Here is a 15,493-nt window from a genome sequence, read left to right on the forward strand (position 1 = left end):
GTTCTGTCGTGCAGGGTCAGTCGAAGTCCTCGACCCCGAGGGCGAGCGCCTGCTCGCGGCGCTTGCGCATCGACGGCGCGATGAGCGCGGCGACGATCGCGAGCACGGCGACGCCGGCGCAGACCCAGAACCCGATGGTGAAGGCGTCGTCCGACGGCAGGCCCTGTGGCGAGCTGTTGGACGAGATGATCGCGGCGATCACCGCGGTGCCGATCGAGCTGCCGATGGTCCGGGCGATGGTGTTGACGCTCATCGCCTCGCCGGTCTGGCCGGCGGGCACGCTCTCGATGATGGCGTTCGACATCGACGCGAAGGCCAGGCCGATGCCCGCACCGGTGAGCACGCCGGAGGCGACGACCTGCCAGAGCTCGCCGTGCGAGATCGCCGGCAGCACGAACGCGGCGGTCACCAGGATGCCGCCCGCGATCATCGGCGGCTTCGGCCCGACCTTGCGGACCAGGATGCCGGCGACCGGCCCGAAGATGACCATCATGATGACGGTCGGGAGCAGGAACAGCCCGGCCGACGAGACGCTCTCGCCGAAGCCGTAGCCCGTGATCGTCGGCAGCTGGAGGAGGGTGGGCACGAGCACGAACGTGCCGAACATCGCGAAGCCGAAGATCAGGGCGACCGCGTTGGCCGTCCACACGCCGCGCACCTTGAACAGGCGCATGTCGATGAGGGGCTCCTTGACGCGCAGCTCCACGAGGACGAACACGATGAGTGCGACGGCGCCGACGATCAGCAGGGTGATCGTGCCGCCCGCATCCCAGCCCCATTCCTCGCCCTTGCTGATGGCCAGGAGGAGCGAGACGAGCGACACCGAGAGGATGAGCGCGCCCACCACGTCGAGGCGTCCGGGCTTGCGGACCGGGGACTCCGGCATCCCGAAGATGACGCCGAGCAGGGCGATGGCGATCAGGATGCCCGGCAGCCAGAACAGCCACGGCCAGGAGAGGTTCTCGATGATCGGGCCGGCGGCCACGATGCCGATGCCCGCGCCGACGCCGAAGATGGCGGAGAGCAGGCCGATGGTCACGCTGACGCGGTCGTGCGGGAGCTCGTCGCGCACGATGCCGATCGACAGGGGCATGACCGCGCCGGCCGCACCCTGGAGGGCACGGGCGACGATCAGCACGCCGAGGTTGGGGGCGATCGCCGCCAGCACGGCGCCGACGAGGGCCAGCGCGAGCACGACGATCAGGATGCGGCGCTTGCCGACCATGTCGCCGAGGCGACCGAGGATCGGGGTCAGGACGGAGGCCGAGAGCAGGTAGGCCGTGATGATCCAGCTGGCGTCGCTGGTCGTGGCGTGCAGGTCCTTGCCCATGGTCGAGAGCGCCGGTGCGACCAGGGACTGCAGGACGGAGAAGGCCAGGCCACCCAGGGCCAGGTAGACGACGATGAGGGTGGTCCTGCGCTTGGCAGGGGAGGCGGCGACCGCCGGGACGGAGCCCGTCGCGGGCTCGTCGATGGTGTGAGACATGTCTCTCCGGATCAATGTAAACATTTGCTGACTTATGAAGGATAGCCAGTGCATGCATTAAGTCAATGCGCGTTTACATGACTTGCAGCGAACGGTAACGTGGAGGAAACGGAGGGACGGCCATGACACCCGCGAGCGCAGCGCGAGAGACCCGCGACGAGCGGGCCGCCGACGCCCCCGCCGCGCGCGCCCGCGACGCCGTGAGCACGCGCCGTCACCTGCTGGCCGCGGCGCGCCGCCGCTTCGCGCTCGACGGCTACTCGGCGACCACGGTGCGGGAGATCGCGGCCGACGCCGGGGTGAATGTCGCCCTGATCAATCGCTACTTCGGCTCGAAGGAGGGGCTGTTCGAGGCGTGCCTGACGCTGGCCGTCGAAGGGCTGGAGGCGTCGGAGCGGCCCGTTCCTCGCATCCAGACGCTCGTGCACGACGTCGCCCGGCAGGTGAGCGAGCCGCTCAGCAGCGAGGACTCGATGCGGATGCTCCTGCTCCTGCGCTCGTCGGGAGACCCGGCGACCGAGCGCATCCGCCGCGGGACCTTCCAGCGCTTCGCCGAGCGCATGGCGACCGCGGCCGGCTGGAGCGCCGGTGACCCGGCCACCGAGCACCTCATGCTCCGCGCCGAGATCGCGATGGCGACGACCTTCGGCATCGTGCTGCTGCGCGCCTCCTCCGGCCTCGAGCCGCTGATGTCCGCGAGCGCGGACGACCTCCGGGGGCCGCTCGCCGAGGTGCTCAACGCCCTGCTGGACGCGTAGCGACCGAGAGCGACCGACCCATTCGGGGTACAAACACGTCCTCCAAGCGACGGACTGTCCCCAGCAATGGGGTGATCGATCCACTACAGGTGTGATCGAAATTCCGATAGGAAAGACGTGAGGGATTTCTCACCGGACCCGACCGGCGAGCCGCTACCCGAACGACACCCGTCGATCCACCCGAACGACGCTGCCGATGCGGACTGGGATCCTTCGTCCTGCCTGGGGGACCCGTCTTGCTTACCCGAATCCGGTCTATTTTCGTGCGCCCGCGCGGCCGTCACTCCGCCGCCCGACTGGCCTTGCGGACACCGGTCAGCGTCGCCGCCGCACTCGCTCTGGTGCTGCTCGGCTCCTCCGTGATCGGTGTGCAGGCGGCCAACGCAGACGACCTCGGCTCCGGCGTGCTCAACCTGTCGAAGACCACGACGGTCACGGATGTCACGCCCGGCCAGCAGTTCGTCTACACCCTCAACTTCGGCTGCTCGTCGACGACCACCGGGTGCGTCGACGCCACGATCACCGACCCGCTGCCGGCCCCGCTGACCATCGTTGGAACCCCCACCGTCGTCGGCGGCAGCGGCGCCGTGTCGCTCGACGGCAGCACGATGAAGATCGTCTTCGGCGACGTCGTCCCCAACACCACGCCGGCGAGCACGGGGCTCGCCGCGGGTGCGACCGGCACGGTCCAGCTCGTCGTCAAGGTGCCCGACAACATCGCCAAGTCGTACGACGGCCAGACGCTGACGAACACGGCGACCTTCACCGCGAAGAACGCGGCGACGGTCCAGGCCTCCGCCCCGGTCGTCGTGCACGTCCCGGATGTGCTCGCCGCGACCGCGGCCAAGACCTGGAAGCCGGCGGCCACGCAGTACAACGCGGGCGAACAGTCCACCGCCACGCTGAAGGCGACCAGCGCCTCCAACATCGCCGCGAGCGCGCTCACCATCGCGGAGCCGGGCGACCCGTCGGTCGCCGGCGGCGTCTTCGACTTCTACGATTTCGCCGGTTTCGGCGCGGTGACGTTCCCCGCGGGCGCCGACCAGGTGCAGGCCGTCGCGGTCACCGCCGGCGGCGAGGTCGCCGGACCGGTGGGCACCGTCCCCGCCCTCGCCTCCACGGTGAACCCGGCCGACGTGATCGGCCTCAAGCTCGTCTTCAGCTCGTCGCAGGGCGCCGCCATCGCGCCGGGCGCGAACGGTTCGGCCGACGTCGTCTTCGCGCAGCGCGCGACGAACAGGCGCACCGGGGCGACCCTCGTCGCCGGCGGCACCCGCGTCAACTCCATCACCGCTGCGGTCACGACTCCGAAGGGGAACGCGACCTCCGCCCCGGCCACGGCATCGCAGGAGATCGCGCCGCTGACCGTGAGCGTCTCCGCCGACAAGAGCTTCAGCGTCCAGCAGCTGCCCGCCGGGCAGTCCACCACGGCCACGCTCACCGCGACGAACACCTCCACCGGTCCGCTGACGAGCCTGTCGGTGCGCGAGCCCGGCACCGGCACGTTCTTCTCCGACAAGATCTCCTTCGCCGGCTTCGCCTCCGGGGCGGCCTGGCCGGACGGCGCGACCGGTGCCACGGTCTCGTGGTCGGTCAACTCGGGAGTGGCGCCGGCCGACTCGACGTTCACCTCCGCCTCCGGCCTGCCCGCGACCCCGACGCTCTCGGCCGGCCAGTACATCACCGCGTTCCAGGTCACCTACACCGGGACCATCGCCACCGGGGCCACGGCGAAGCTGCCGTTCGCGGTCGGCACCACCACGAACGCGGGCCCCGCAGGCTCCGGCTTCGTCACCTACCCGAACGCCGCGACCGTGACCGGCACCAACGCCGCGGGCACCGACGCGGACACCGCGACCGCCGACCTGCAGGTGTACTTCCCCGAGGTCATGCTGTCCCTCGCCAAGACGATCACGCCGCAGACGGTCATCCCTGGCGGGGCGAGCCTCGTCCAGCTCTCGGCGCAGACGCCCACCGGCACCAGTTCCGTCCGCCCGAACACCATCGTGGTGAGCGAGCCGCAGGACACCGCGTCCGCCCCCTACTGGCAGGCCTTCGACGCCACCGCCATCGCGCCGACCTCGGTGCCGGCCGGTTCGACGCTGACGATCGAGTACACGACCGACGGCACCACCTGGAAGACGCTCTCCACGGTGGATGCGACCTCCGGCGCGAAGACCTACTCGGCCGTCCTCGACAGCGTGCTGCCCAGCGGCACCACCCACTCGCAGGTGCGCGGCCTGCGCTTCACCTTCACCGACCCGGCCGGATTCGGCCAGGCCACCAACGTCAAGCCGGGCATCGTCTTCGTCGCCCGCGGCCAGCTCCGCGACACGAACGCCCCGACGAACCCGGGCACCTACCCGGCGCTGACCGCCTACGAGAACTGCTCCGTGAGCAGCGCGAGCGGCAGTGTGAACGGCGGCACCACGATCACGAGCCGTCCCGCCACCTCCTGCGCCACCGCGAACGTCCAGGCCACCGACGGCGGCCCCGGCCCGCTGATGGCGAGCAAGGCGTGGGACGGCACCAAGGTGCTGCAGGCGCAGTCCGGTGTCACCACCGGCGTCACGCTCGGTTGGGGCACCCAGACCACCGGCATCGGCTCGATGGTCGTGCAGGACCCGGCGACGCCGTCGCCCCTGACCGGCAGCGTGTTCCAGGCGTTCGACCTGACGCGCATCGACGCGATCACGCCGACCTCCACGGGAGGCGCCACCTTCGACCCGCTGATCCGCTACGACAAGGTCTCGAAGGTCGAGCTGTTCGACGGCACCGCCTGGAACGACATCACCGCCAAGGCGTGCACCACCGCGAACGCCTGTGACGGGACCTTCCCGGGCTACACGCTGACCGCCGCCGAGCGCAGCTCCACCCAGGGTGTGCGTCTCACGTTCATCGAGAGCCCGAACCGCGCCGCAGCGATCGCCGCGACCGGCGACCCGATGGCGCCGACCGTGGGCAGCGGCGTCGCCAGCGCCTCCGCCGGAGCCTTCCCCGGCGCGAACGCGAACGCGCGCACCATCCACCTCGCCCTGAAGCTCCGGAACGCCGTGCGCAACAGCACCGCCACCGACTGGGTGACCGGGACGCGCGAGTACAACATGGCCGGCTCGGCCGGAGCGGTCGACAACACCGTCCTGGTGCGCGGCATCCCCGTCACCGGCGACCCGTTCGAGCGGACCGCTGACGACCACGTCACGATCATCGACCCGACCTTCACCACCAAGGTGACGAAGACCGCGAACCCGACGTCGCTCGTGATCCCGCAGCCCGACGTGCCCGCGGCCTCCTACCCGACCACGGTCTACACGACGACGATCGCCAACACCTCCACCAGCAGCACCTGGCAGCTGCGGATCAACGACCCGATCGACTGCACCAACGCGGCCACCACCGCTCCGTGCGTCTTCGGAGCCTACGACCCCGCCGCCAACCCGCTGGACAAGCTGAACCTGACGAAGATCGCCGTCGACCTCAGCTCGGCGGCCGGCGTGCAGACCTCCCTCAGCGTGGTCTCGCTGCTGCACCGCGCCGCCGACGGGACCCTGTCGACGACGACGCACACGATCGCGCAGGCCCCCGCGCTGACCGCCGCACAGCTCGCCGACGTGGTCGGCGTCAGCGTGCTGCTCCGCGGCACGAACGCGCAGGGGACCGACGGCACCGGCGCGACCATCGCGTCGGGCCAGAAGGCCACCGTCACCCTGACCACCCAGCTCCGGCCGACCAGCCGGGCCACGGGCGTCGCGCCCACCGCCGGCACCTTCGTCAACACCGTGTACGGCGCCCTCCACGACGACGTCTACCCGACGGTCCAGGCGACGGACACGCAGAGCGCCTCCGTGACGCTGGCCAACGGCAACCTCCAGGTCGCCACCGCCAAGACGTTCACGCCGACCAGCACCCTGCAGGCGAGCCCGACCAACCCCATCCAGGTGAACCTGCGGGCCCGCGCCACGGGCACGCTCGCGCCGAAGTCGCTCGTCATCGAGGACTCGACGCCCACCTTCTGGAACGCGTTCACCCTGACCGGGTTCGCCATCCCGAACGTGCCCACCGGCGCCGACCGCGTGACCATCGACGCGCAGACCGGCCAGGGCGCGTCCGCGACCTGGAACCCCGGCACGGCGACGACCATCGCGACCGCGTCGCTCCCCTCGGGAGTCGCTGCGGCGGACGTGACCGGCCTCCGCTTCACCTTCACGAAGGCGGACGGCACCAGCTTCGCCGCCTCGAACAACGCGGACAACGTGCGCCTCAGCGTGAGCCTGCGCTCGCAGCTGCGCGACGGCTCCGGCCCGGTCGCCTCCACGGCCGTCACCACGCCGATGCCCGGTGAGACCGCCGCGGGCACCATCACGGACACGGTGCTCGCCGACGCCTCCTACAACGACGTGAAGGCCACGCGCGCCACGGCGACCGCCACCTTCACGGTGAACCCCGGCACCGCCGCGATCGCGGTCGAGAAGACGAGCCCCGGCCAGGCGGCCTCCGGCAAGGAGGTCAACTGGACCCTGCGGTTCAAGAACACCGGGACCGGCTACCTGCCCAACCCGGTCGTGACGGATACGCTGCCGGCCGACGGCTCGCTGCTCTTCGTTCCGACCAACGTGCCGGTGTACAGCACGTCGACGGGCGGCACGCTGCCCACCGACGCGACCAAGGTGACCCGCGCCTACGATGCGGCCGCCGGGACCATCCGCTTCACCTGGCCGGCCGGATCCCAGCTGGCCCCCGGTGAGACCTACAGCATCACCATCTCGCTGCAGATCAAGCCCGGCCTGGCGCCCGCCACCGTCGCGACCAACCGCTTCGGCGTGAGCACCGACCGCGCGCTGACCGCCGGCGTCTGTACCGCGCTCAACCCGGGCAACGGACGCACCGTCACCTTCGCGGCCAACACGTGCTCGACGAGCAATGTCGTCACGACCCTCTCGCAGGGCTCGTTCACCGCCTCCAAGGGCGTGCGCTCCGACAGCGGCGCTGCGCAGAACATCAACAACCCGGCCGTGCCCTGCACCTCCGACGCGGACGGCTACTACCGGTACCCGTGTGCGGCCGTCAGCGCGATCGGCGACACCGACCACTGGAAGCTCGAGATGGTGAACGGCGGGAACGTCGCCGCCAAGGGCCTCACGGCCGTGGACGTCTTCCCGTACCCGGGCGACGTCGGCGTGGTCGACCCGTCGCAGCGCGGCTCGGTCTACACCCCGCGGTTCAACGGCGACATCGCCTTCCAGACCTCGGGCGGTGAGGACGGCAGCCGGATGGACTGGTTCGTCACCACCTCCGCGAACCCCTGCACCAAGGAGATCACTCCCGGCGCCGGGACGTGCCCGGCGGGATCGTGGCTGCCGTCGAGCGTCGTCGGCACGACCGTCGACCCGGGTTCGGTCACCGCGGTCAAGCTGGTCTTCGACTTCAGCGGCGCTCCGGGGGCCGTGCTCCCGGCCGGCGGCTCGCTGAAGGTGACGTACTCGACGACCAACGTCCCGACCACCCAGGCGGGCGACGACCGCGCGCCGGTCACGGCCCCGGTCACCGGCGTGCGTGCCTGGAACTCGTTCGGCTTCTACCCGACCTACGTGTCGGGATCGCAGCCCGCGGGCCCGCAGGAGCCGATCAAGTCCGGCGTCATCCTCACCGGCGGCCCGCTGCAGATCACGAAGACGATCACGGGAGACGCCGCCCAGTACGCTCCGACCAGTTTCGTCGCCGACGTGGTGTGCACGATCGAGGGCGTGAAGGTCGATCTCGGTAGCGCCTCCTCGGTGACGCTGAGCAAGGCCGGCGGCTACACAGCCCGCATCGACGGCATCCCGGTCGGCTCCTCCTGCGCGGTGACCGAGCACGGCGCGGACGGCTCCTACGGCGAGTCCAGCCGCACGGTCACCCCGTCGAGCGTGGTCATCGCGACCGCGGCCGACGCGACCGCCGCCGTCCCGGCCGGGCAGAGCGTGGCCATCGCGAACGACTACGCGACCACGCAGCTCACCGTGACCAAGCACGTCGACACCGCGGCGACCGCCGGATCGTTCGGGCCGTTCGGGATGACGCTGGTCTGCACCAGCGCCCTCGGCACGCGGATCCCGCTCGCGGCGGGCGACGCGGCCTTCACGCTCGCCGATGGCGCGTCGCGCACCGTGACCGGCCTGCCGATCGGCGCGACGTGCGTCGTCAGCGAGACCGACGCCGACGGCGCCGCCACCGCTCCGAACCACGTCGGCATCGCGTTCGACGGCGCGGCGGAGACGACCGGCGACACCGCGACCGTGACCCTCACGAACGCCGCCGAGGGCGACACCGTGCTGGTGACGAACCACTACGCGGCCGGCACCCTGACGATCACCAAGACCGTCGACGGCGACGCCGCGGGCGACTACGGCGACGGCCCCTTCACCGTCCACGCCACCTGCGTGTACGCCGGGGACCAGACGCTGTTCGACGGTGACGTGACGATCCGCGGCGGCGAGACCGTGACGGTCCCGGGCGTGTACCCGGCCGGCACCGTCTGCGATGTGACGGAGACGGCGACCGGAGGCGCGACGGACAGCACCGTCGACACGCCCTCGGTCACCATCCCCGGCGCCCTCGACGGCAGCGTGCAGAACGTGACGGTGGACGTGACCAACACGTTCTCCGCCGGCTCCGTCGCGATCGAGAAGGTCCGCACCGGTGACGGCGCCGCGACCTACGGCTCCGGTCCGTTCACCGCCCAGCTCACCTGCACCTGGGTCAAGGACGGCGTCACGCTCACCATCCCGCTGCCCGACGCCGGACGGGTGGTCCTGGACGACGCGAACGGCTACAAGGCCACCGTCACCGGGCTCATCCAGGGCGCGCACTGCGACACCGCCGAGACGGCAACGGGAGGCGCGACCTCCGTCGCGATCGCCCCGGCTGCGGGTGTGACGGTTCCGGCGGGCACCCCCGCCGCGGTCACGATCACCAACACCTTCGACACCGGGTCGCTCACCATCGACAAGAAGCGCGTCGGCGACGGCGTCGCCCTCTTCGGGGCCGGGCCGTTCACGATGCAGGTGACCTGCACCTACGATGTCGACGGCGTGACCACGCCGATCGACCTCGGCACGGACGGGACGCTGACCCTCTCGAAGGCGAACGGCTACACGGCGACGATCGACGACCTGATCGCCGGCGCCTCCTGCTCGGTCGAGGAGACGGATGCGGGCCTCGCCACGCAGACGACCCTCGACCCGGCGGACGGCATCGTCGCGATCCCGGCCGGCTCGGTCGCCACGGTCACGGTCACCAACCGCTTCGACATCGGGCACCTCTCGATCCTGAAGAGCGCAGACCGGGCCTCGGCGTCCGTGGGCGACACGATCGTCTACACGATCGTCGTCACCAACGACGGCCAGATCGACGCGGTGGACGCGACGGTCAGCGACCTCCTGCCGAAGGGCCTGCGCGTGGTCAGCACCAACCCGCTCTCCACGGCGTCGGCAGGCAAGCTGACCTGGAAGATCCCGGCCCTCGCGGTGGGCAAGTCCGTGACGTTCACGGTGACCACCGTGCTGGACGAGCCGCTCGACACCACCAACCGCGCGACGGTCACCACCCCGCCCGGGCCGTGGGAGCCGTCCACCGGTGAGGGCGGCTGTGGCGACGCCGGCGTCGCGTGCGCCGTCGTGCTCGACCCGCCGCGGGCCGCAGGGCTCGCGAGCACCGGCTCCGACCAGCGCACCGGGATGCTGTGGGCCATCGGCCTGCTGATCGCCGGCGCCGGCGGACTCGTGGCGACGCGCCTGCGCCGCCGCCCCCGGCACGGCTGAGACCGGAACGGCTGACATCGCAGCGGCGGGATGAGGGCGACACCCCTCGTCCCGCCGCTGCGGTGTTTCAGCGCGTCAGCGAGTGGGCATCGCCACGCCCCTGAGCGAGTTCGCCTTCCTCGCGGTACACGATGAGGCCGCGCGAGCTGTCGGCCGATTCGGCGAGCTGCGCGAGCCACTGCCGGTTGAGGGCGACCGCGCGGGAGCCGATGAAGTGGAAGCGGACGCGGCTGTTCGGATGAACCCAGACGCTGGTGCGCCCACCGCCGTCCTGCGGGGTGTCCCGCCACGACATGGCGAAGCTCTGCCCCTTGCGGAGCTTGTTGATGACGACCAGGTGCAGATGCGCGAGCGTCCGGTCGTCGAACTCCGTCTCGTGCCCATCGAGGCTGATGTACCCCATGGCGGCCCTCCTCGGTCGGTCCGGAAGGGGGCGAAGGGTCGGTGCCGAACGAGGCTCCACGTCAACCGGAGGGTGTGGGTACAGTCTGACCCTCGCATGGGGGGAACGGGCTGTGCGTGACCGCATTCCCAGGTTGGCGGGGCGTCAGGTGGTCAGCAGCACCCGATCGACGACCGCGTCGGCGTCGAGTCCGATGGCGAGGTCCTCCGCCTCCGCGAGCTCGAAGAAGACGCCGCACACTTCGGGCGCGAGCTCGTGCGGCAGGACGACGACCCAGACGAAGATATCCACGCTCCGAGTCAACTCGGATTAGCCGGCCGCCGAGCCCCTTGTATTCCCGTCCCATTCGTGTGGAGGCGCGGGACGGCCGATCCCGCGTAGCCTGGGCGGATGAGCGCTGACATCGAGGGGGCGTCGCGGCAGCGGCGCGCGGCCGTCGTCGTCAACCCCACCAAGGTGCGGATGTCCGCGCTGCAGAGCGCCGTGGCGGCGCAGGAGGCGAAGGGCGGCTGGGCCGCCGCGGAGTGGTTCGAGACCAGCGCCGACGACGATGGCCGGGCGGCCGTCGATCGCGCCGCAGCCTCCTCCCCCGACCTCATCGTCGTCGCGGGCGGCGACGGCACCCTGCGTGCGGCAGCCGCCGTGCTGGCCGGCAGCGGGATCGCTATCGGCGTCATCCCCTCGGGCACGGGCAACCTCTTCGCCCGCGAGCTCGGCCTCCCGGTGAACAACCTCGGCTCGGCGGTGGCGACCGCCTTCGACGGGGACGACCGCCCGGTCGATCTCGGCTTCGCCCGGCTGGAGCGCGACGGCGGCGACAGCGAAGAACGTGCGTTCCTCGTCATGGCCGGCATCGGCCTCGACGCCCACATGGCCGCGCACACCAACCAGAAGCTGAAGAAGCGGATCGGCTGGCTCGCCTACTCGGACCCCATCGCGCGGAGCATCCTCGGCAATCGCCGGTTCGACATGACCTACGGCCTGGACGACAAGCCCGACGTCGAGATGCGGGCGCACACGGTCATCGTCGGCAACTCGGGCAGCCTGACGGCAGGGATGCTGCTCATCCCGGACGCGGTCATCGACGACGGCCTGCTCGACGCGGTCGTCATGCGGCCGAAGGGCGGGGGAGGCTGGACCAACATCGGCTACCGCCTCGCCTTCAACCGCGTGCTGCACCGCACCCGGTTCGGCCGGTTCATCGGGCGGCTGACGCCCAAGCCGCGCGCCATCCTCTACGCGCAGGCGAAGACCCTCCGCGTGCGGTTCCGCGAGCCGCAGGAGATCCAGCTCGACGGCGACCCCAACGGCTCGGTCATCGCCGTGCACCTGCGGGTGGAGCACAGCGCGCTGACCATCCGCGTGCCGCAGAGCTGAGCGGCCGCCCGGTTCAGCCGGGCTCCTCCTCCGACTCCAGGGTCTCGTCCGCGTCGACGCCCGAGTCGTCGGTCTCGGTCGCCTCCATCGCGGCCTCCGCCTGGGCCTCCGCTTCTGCGGCAGCGGCCTCCCGGCGCTTCTCTCTGCTCATGCCGTCGTTCCCCTCTCGAGTCGTGCGTGTGCAGACAGTTTCTCGCGGATCCGTAAGAGCGCGTAATGAAATGGCGTGCCGGGACGGTCGCGCGACGACGATGGGCAGTTCCGGACACCGACCGCGAACGAGGAGACGAGCCGTCATGAGCGATGCGCAGGCGATCAGCACCGAGGACTCCGACCAGGGCTCGCGCCGCGCGGGCTTCTCGGTCGGCCTGAGCCCGGACGAGTTCAAACGGGCGTTCCGCAACCACGCGGCCGGTGTCGCCCTGATCACGGCGGACGACGGCAACGGGCCGGTCGGCCTCACGGCGACGAGCGTCTTCTCGGTGAGCGCCGAGCCCGCCCTCCTGGTCTTCTCCGTGTCGGCGCAGTCGTCGAGTGCGCCGACGCTGCTGCGGGCCGAGCACGTGGTCGTGCACCTGCTGGCGGAGGGCCAGCGCGACCTGGCGCAGCTGTGCGCGACGAGCGGCATCGACCGGTTCGCCGACACGAGCATCTGGACGCGCCTGATCACCGGCGAGCCGTACTTCCCGGCCGCGCACTCGTGGATCCGCGGCCGGGTGGTCGACACGATGAGCGCCGGCACATCGACGATCGTGGCGGTCCAGGCGCTGCAGGCGCAGGTCCCGGAGGGGGAGGCGGCGCCGCTGGTCTACCACAACCGCACCTGGCACAGCCTCGGCGATGCCTCGCGCATCGAGCTCTGAGCGCGCGCACCTTACAAGATCACGTCCGTCATCCCATATCGCCGCTTCATCGACGGACACAAGTTGAAACGTTCGTAATGCGATGACGCCGCCGCGCGGGATCCCTTGCAGGATCGGTGCCTGCACCCCCGAGACCCCCGCACTGCTACAGGAAGGCAGACCTTGCGCATCACGAAGACCCTGATCGCGGCGATCGCGCTCGTCGGAGGCACGGCCCTCCTCAGCGGCTGCGCCGCAGGCGGCGACGCGGCGGACAGCACCGCGGCCACCGCCAAGACCGGCGGCACGCTCGTCTACGCGACCGGTGACGACGAGCCGCCGTGCCTCGACTCCGCGAACCGCGGCAACGTGCCCCAGGCGCTCCTCGCCTCCCAGTACCTCGAGACGCTCTTCTACCAGGACAAGGACGGCACGATCGAGCCCTGGCTCGCGAAGAGCTGGAAGGTCGCGGCCGACGGGCTCAGCGTCGACGTGACCGTGCGCGACGGCGTGACGTTCTCCGACGGCACCCCGCTCACCTCGGAGGCCGTGAAGGCCAACATCGAGCGCGTGGTCGACGGCTCCACCCAGTCGACGACCGGCCGGCTGGCGCTCTACGCGGTGAAGGGCGTCGACATCGTCGACGCCACCACGGCGCGGATCAACCTGAGCACCCCCGACAGCGCCCTGCTCGAATCCCTGTCGCAGATCTGGCTGCCCATCGAGTCGCCGACGGCGATCAAGCGCTCCCTCGAGGAGAACTGTGTCAGCCCGGTGGGCACCGGCCCCTTCGTCGTCCAGAGCTGGACGAAGCAGGACAACGTCACGCTGGTCAAGAACTCGCACTACACGACGCCCCCGCCCGGCGCCGCTCACACCGGAGCCGCCTACCTCGACAAGATCGTCTGGAAGTTCGTGCCCGACGCGTCCGCCCGGTTCGCGGCACTGCAGAGCGGCGACGCCGACGTGATCGACACGCTGCAGCCCGAGAACGCCGTCGCCGCGAAGGGCGACCCCGCGCTGGCCGTCCTGATCGGCTCCCGCCCCGGCGCCCCCGTGCAGCTCACGCTGAACACCACGCGCGCGCCGTTCGACGACGCGAGCGTGCGCAAGGCCTTCTTCGAGTCCCTGGATGTCGACAGCGCGCTGAAGAGCGTCTACCTCGGCACCGTCGACCGGTCGACGTCGCTCCTCAGCACCTCCACGCGGTACGGCGTCTCCGACGTCTCGGTGAAGTACGACCCGAAGGATGCGGGCAAGCTGCTCGACGCCGCCGGCTGGAGCGCCCGCGACAGCGACGGCTACCGGGTCAAGGACGGCAAGCGTCTCACCGTCGTGATCCCGACCACCGTCTTCGTGCCGCTGTCGCAGGCCGTGTACGAGCAGTTCCAGGCCACCGCGAAGAAGGTCGGCTTCGACGTGCAGCTGAACCCGCAGGACTCGGCCGGCTGGTGGAGCCAGAACTACGCCTGGAACTACGACGCCATCCCGATCTACTACACGAAGAACTCGGCCGACGTGCTGCGCATCATCTACTGGTCGAAGAACGCCACCTCCACCACGGTGAACGGCTACCACTCGAACAACGCGGGCGACCTCGGACCCGAGATCGACGGGTACCTCACGCAGGCGGAGGCGACCACCGACGACGCCCAGCGCGCCGCCCTCTACAAGAAGGCGCAGGACGCGATCGCCGCCCTGAACGTCACGCTGCCGATCTACGACCAGCAGACGCGCCTCGGCTACCGGGCCGACGTGAAGGGCATCCGCTTCCTCCCGTCACTCACGCTGCCGTCGTTCTACGACGCCTGGCTCGACAAGTGACAGCCGTCGCCGCCCCGGCCGGTGCACCCGCCGCGCGACGCTTCGGCGCCGCGCGGTGGGCGGCCGGCCGTGCCATCGGCGCGGTCTTCGTGCTGTGGGCGGTGGCGACGGTCACGTTCTTCGGGATCCGGCTGATCCCGGGGGACCCGGCGGAGGCGGTCCTCGGCGGTCCGGGTTCGCGCGCGACCGCGCAGGCCCTCGCGCAGGTGCGGGCGGAGTACGGCTTCGACCGTCCGCTGTGGCAGCAGTACCTCTCCGAGATCGGCCGGCTCGCGACGGGCGACCTCGGCACCTCCTACGCCCTGCGCACCAAGGTCACGACCCTCATCGGCGAGCAGCTGGGCAACACGCTCATCCTCGCGGCGGTGTCGCTCATCGTCGCGTGGCTGCTGGCGATCGGGCTCGCGCTCTGGGCGACGCGCGGCGGCCGCATCGCCGCCGGCGTCGCGACCGTGCTCGAGGTGACGGCGGCGGCCGTGCCGCACTTCTGGCTCGGCACGATGCTGATCATCGTCTTCAGCGCGACGCTCGGCTGGTTGCCCGCCACCAGCGTGCCCGGGCCGGCGGGACTCGTGCTCCCGGTCATCACGCTGGCGCTTCCGCTCGCCGGGTTCCTCGGCCAGTCCATGCGCGAGTCCATGCTGGCGGCGCTCGAAGCCCCGTTCGTCACGTCCGCCCGGGCGCGCGGCGAGAGCGAGACCGGCGTCCGCCTCCGGCACGCGCTGCGGCACTCGGCGCTGCCCGGCATCGCGCTCTCGGGATGGGCGTTCGGCTCCCTGATCAGCGGCGCCGTCGTCGTCGAGACCGTGTTCTCGCGCCCCGGACTCGGCCGCTCCCTGCTCAGCGCGGTGCTCGTCCGCGACATCCCGCTGGTGATGGGGATCGTGCTGGTCGTCGCGCTCGTCTACATCATCGTCACCCTCGTCGGCGACCTCGCGGAGCGCATCGCCGACCCGCGCCTGCGCCAGGTGCAGCGATGACCGCCCGCACGCACCTCCGGCCCC

The 15,493-nt window shown here is 71.0% G+C and carries 10 protein-coding genes; 6 read left to right on the forward strand and 4 right to left on the reverse strand.

Features of this window, described 5'->3' with window-relative positions; all coding sequences use genetic code 11:
- Window positions 1-16 precede the first annotated feature (16 nt).
- Entirely contained in the window at window positions 17-1,486 is a 1,470-nt protein-coding gene (locus HNR14_RS09965) for an MFS transporter (RefSeq protein WP_179700909.1), read from the reverse strand.
- Window positions 1,487-1,608: 122 nt separating this feature from the next.
- Between HNR14_RS09965 and HNR14_RS09970 the strand changes: the two genes are divergently transcribed.
- Together HNR14_RS09970 and HNR14_RS09975 are read left to right on the forward strand one after the other, a co-directional pair.
- Window positions 1,609-2,244 carry a TetR/AcrR family transcriptional regulator gene (locus HNR14_RS09970; protein WP_179700910.1) on the forward strand — a complete coding sequence of 212 codons (636 nt, stop codon included), beginning with the start codon at window positions 1,609-1,611 and terminating at the stop codon, window positions 2,242-2,244.
- 302 nt (window positions 2,245-2,546) lie between these two features.
- Window positions 2,547-10,043, forward strand: a complete 7,497-nt coding sequence (locus tag HNR14_RS09975; RefSeq protein WP_179700911.1) for a DUF5979 domain-containing protein — start codon at window positions 2,547-2,549, stop codon at window positions 10,041-10,043.
- A gap of 67 nt (window positions 10,044-10,110) precedes the next feature.
- On the opposite strand, the gene HNR14_RS09980 is transcribed toward HNR14_RS09975, so the two are convergent.
- Both HNR14_RS09980 and HNR14_RS09985 read right to left on the reverse strand, forming a co-directional pair.
- A complete protein-coding gene (locus HNR14_RS09980; RefSeq protein WP_179700912.1) occupies window positions 10,111-10,446 on the reverse strand; it encodes a DUF7882 family protein in 336 nt (111 codons plus the stop codon).
- Window positions 10,447-10,590: 144 nt separating this feature from the next.
- Window positions 10,591-10,737 (reverse strand): hypothetical protein, encoded by a 147-nt coding sequence (locus HNR14_RS09985; protein ID WP_179700913.1) that lies wholly within the window; start codon window positions 10,735-10,737, stop codon window positions 10,591-10,593.
- Between the two features lie 99 nt (window positions 10,738-10,836).
- On the opposite strand from HNR14_RS09985, the gene HNR14_RS09990 reads away from it, so the two are divergent.
- Window positions 10,837-11,823 carry a diacylglycerol/lipid kinase family protein gene (locus tag HNR14_RS09990; RefSeq protein ID WP_179700914.1) on the forward strand — a complete coding sequence of 329 codons (987 nt, stop codon included), beginning with the start codon at window positions 10,837-10,839 and terminating at the stop codon, window positions 11,821-11,823.
- A gap of 13 nt (window positions 11,824-11,836) precedes the next feature.
- Here HNR14_RS09990 and HNR14_RS09995 read toward each other — a convergent pair whose 3' ends face one another.
- A complete protein-coding gene (locus tag HNR14_RS09995; protein ID WP_021762429.1) occupies window positions 11,837-11,974 on the reverse strand; it encodes a hypothetical protein in 138 nt (45 codons plus the stop codon).
- A 145-nt stretch (window positions 11,975-12,119) separates the two neighbouring features.
- On the opposite strand from HNR14_RS09995, the gene HNR14_RS10000 reads away from it, so the two are divergent.
- The 3 genes from HNR14_RS10000 to HNR14_RS10010 all read left to right on the forward strand — a co-directional run bounded on the left by HNR14_RS10000 (window position 12,120) and on the right by HNR14_RS10010 (window position 15,469).
- Window positions 12,120-12,686: a flavin reductase family protein gene (locus HNR14_RS10000; protein ID WP_179700915.1), complete on the forward strand. Its 567-nt coding sequence runs from the start codon at window positions 12,120-12,122 to the stop codon at window positions 12,684-12,686.
- A gap of 162 nt (window positions 12,687-12,848) precedes the next feature.
- Complete coding sequence (locus HNR14_RS10005; protein ID WP_179700916.1) at window positions 12,849-14,489, forward strand: ABC transporter substrate-binding protein; 1,641 nt, start codon at window positions 12,849-12,851, stop codon at window positions 14,487-14,489.
- The gene (locus HNR14_RS10010; protein WP_179700917.1) at window positions 14,486-15,469 is read left to right on the forward strand and encodes an ABC transporter permease; all 984 of its coding nucleotides are present in this window, start codon (window positions 14,486-14,488) and stop codon (window positions 15,467-15,469) included. The genes HNR14_RS10005 and HNR14_RS10010 overlap by 4 nt, the downstream gene beginning before the upstream one ends.
- Window positions 15,470-15,493: the final 24 nt, after the last annotated feature.

It is taken from the genome of Leifsonia naganoensis, from assembly GCF_013410615.1.
In the GTDB taxonomy this organism is placed as follows: Bacteria; Actinomycetota; Actinomycetes; order Actinomycetales; family Microbacteriaceae; genus Leifsonia; species Leifsonia aquatica.

Excerpts from the sequence above, each read along its gene's own strand:
- HNR14_RS09965 (WP_179700909.1), bottom strand. The coding sequence starts at position 1,486 with ATGTCTCACACCATCGACGAGCCCGCGACGGGCTCCGTCCCGGCGGTC.
- HNR14_RS09970 (WP_179700910.1), top strand. The coding sequence starts at position 1,609 with ATGACACCCGCGAGCGCAGCGCGAGAGACCCGCGACGAGCGGGCCGCC.
- HNR14_RS09980 (WP_179700912.1), bottom strand. The coding sequence starts at position 10,446 with ATGGGGTACATCAGCCTCGATGGGCACGAGACGGAGTTCGACGACCGG.
- HNR14_RS09990 (WP_179700914.1), top strand. The coding sequence starts at position 10,837 with ATGAGCGCTGACATCGAGGGGGCGTCGCGGCAGCGGCGCGCGGCCGTC.
- HNR14_RS09995 (WP_021762429.1), bottom strand. The coding sequence starts at position 11,974 with ATGAGCAGAGAGAAGCGCCGGGAGGCCGCTGCCGCAGAAGCGGAGGCC.
- HNR14_RS10000 (WP_179700915.1), top strand. The coding sequence starts at position 12,120 with ATGAGCGATGCGCAGGCGATCAGCACCGAGGACTCCGACCAGGGCTCG.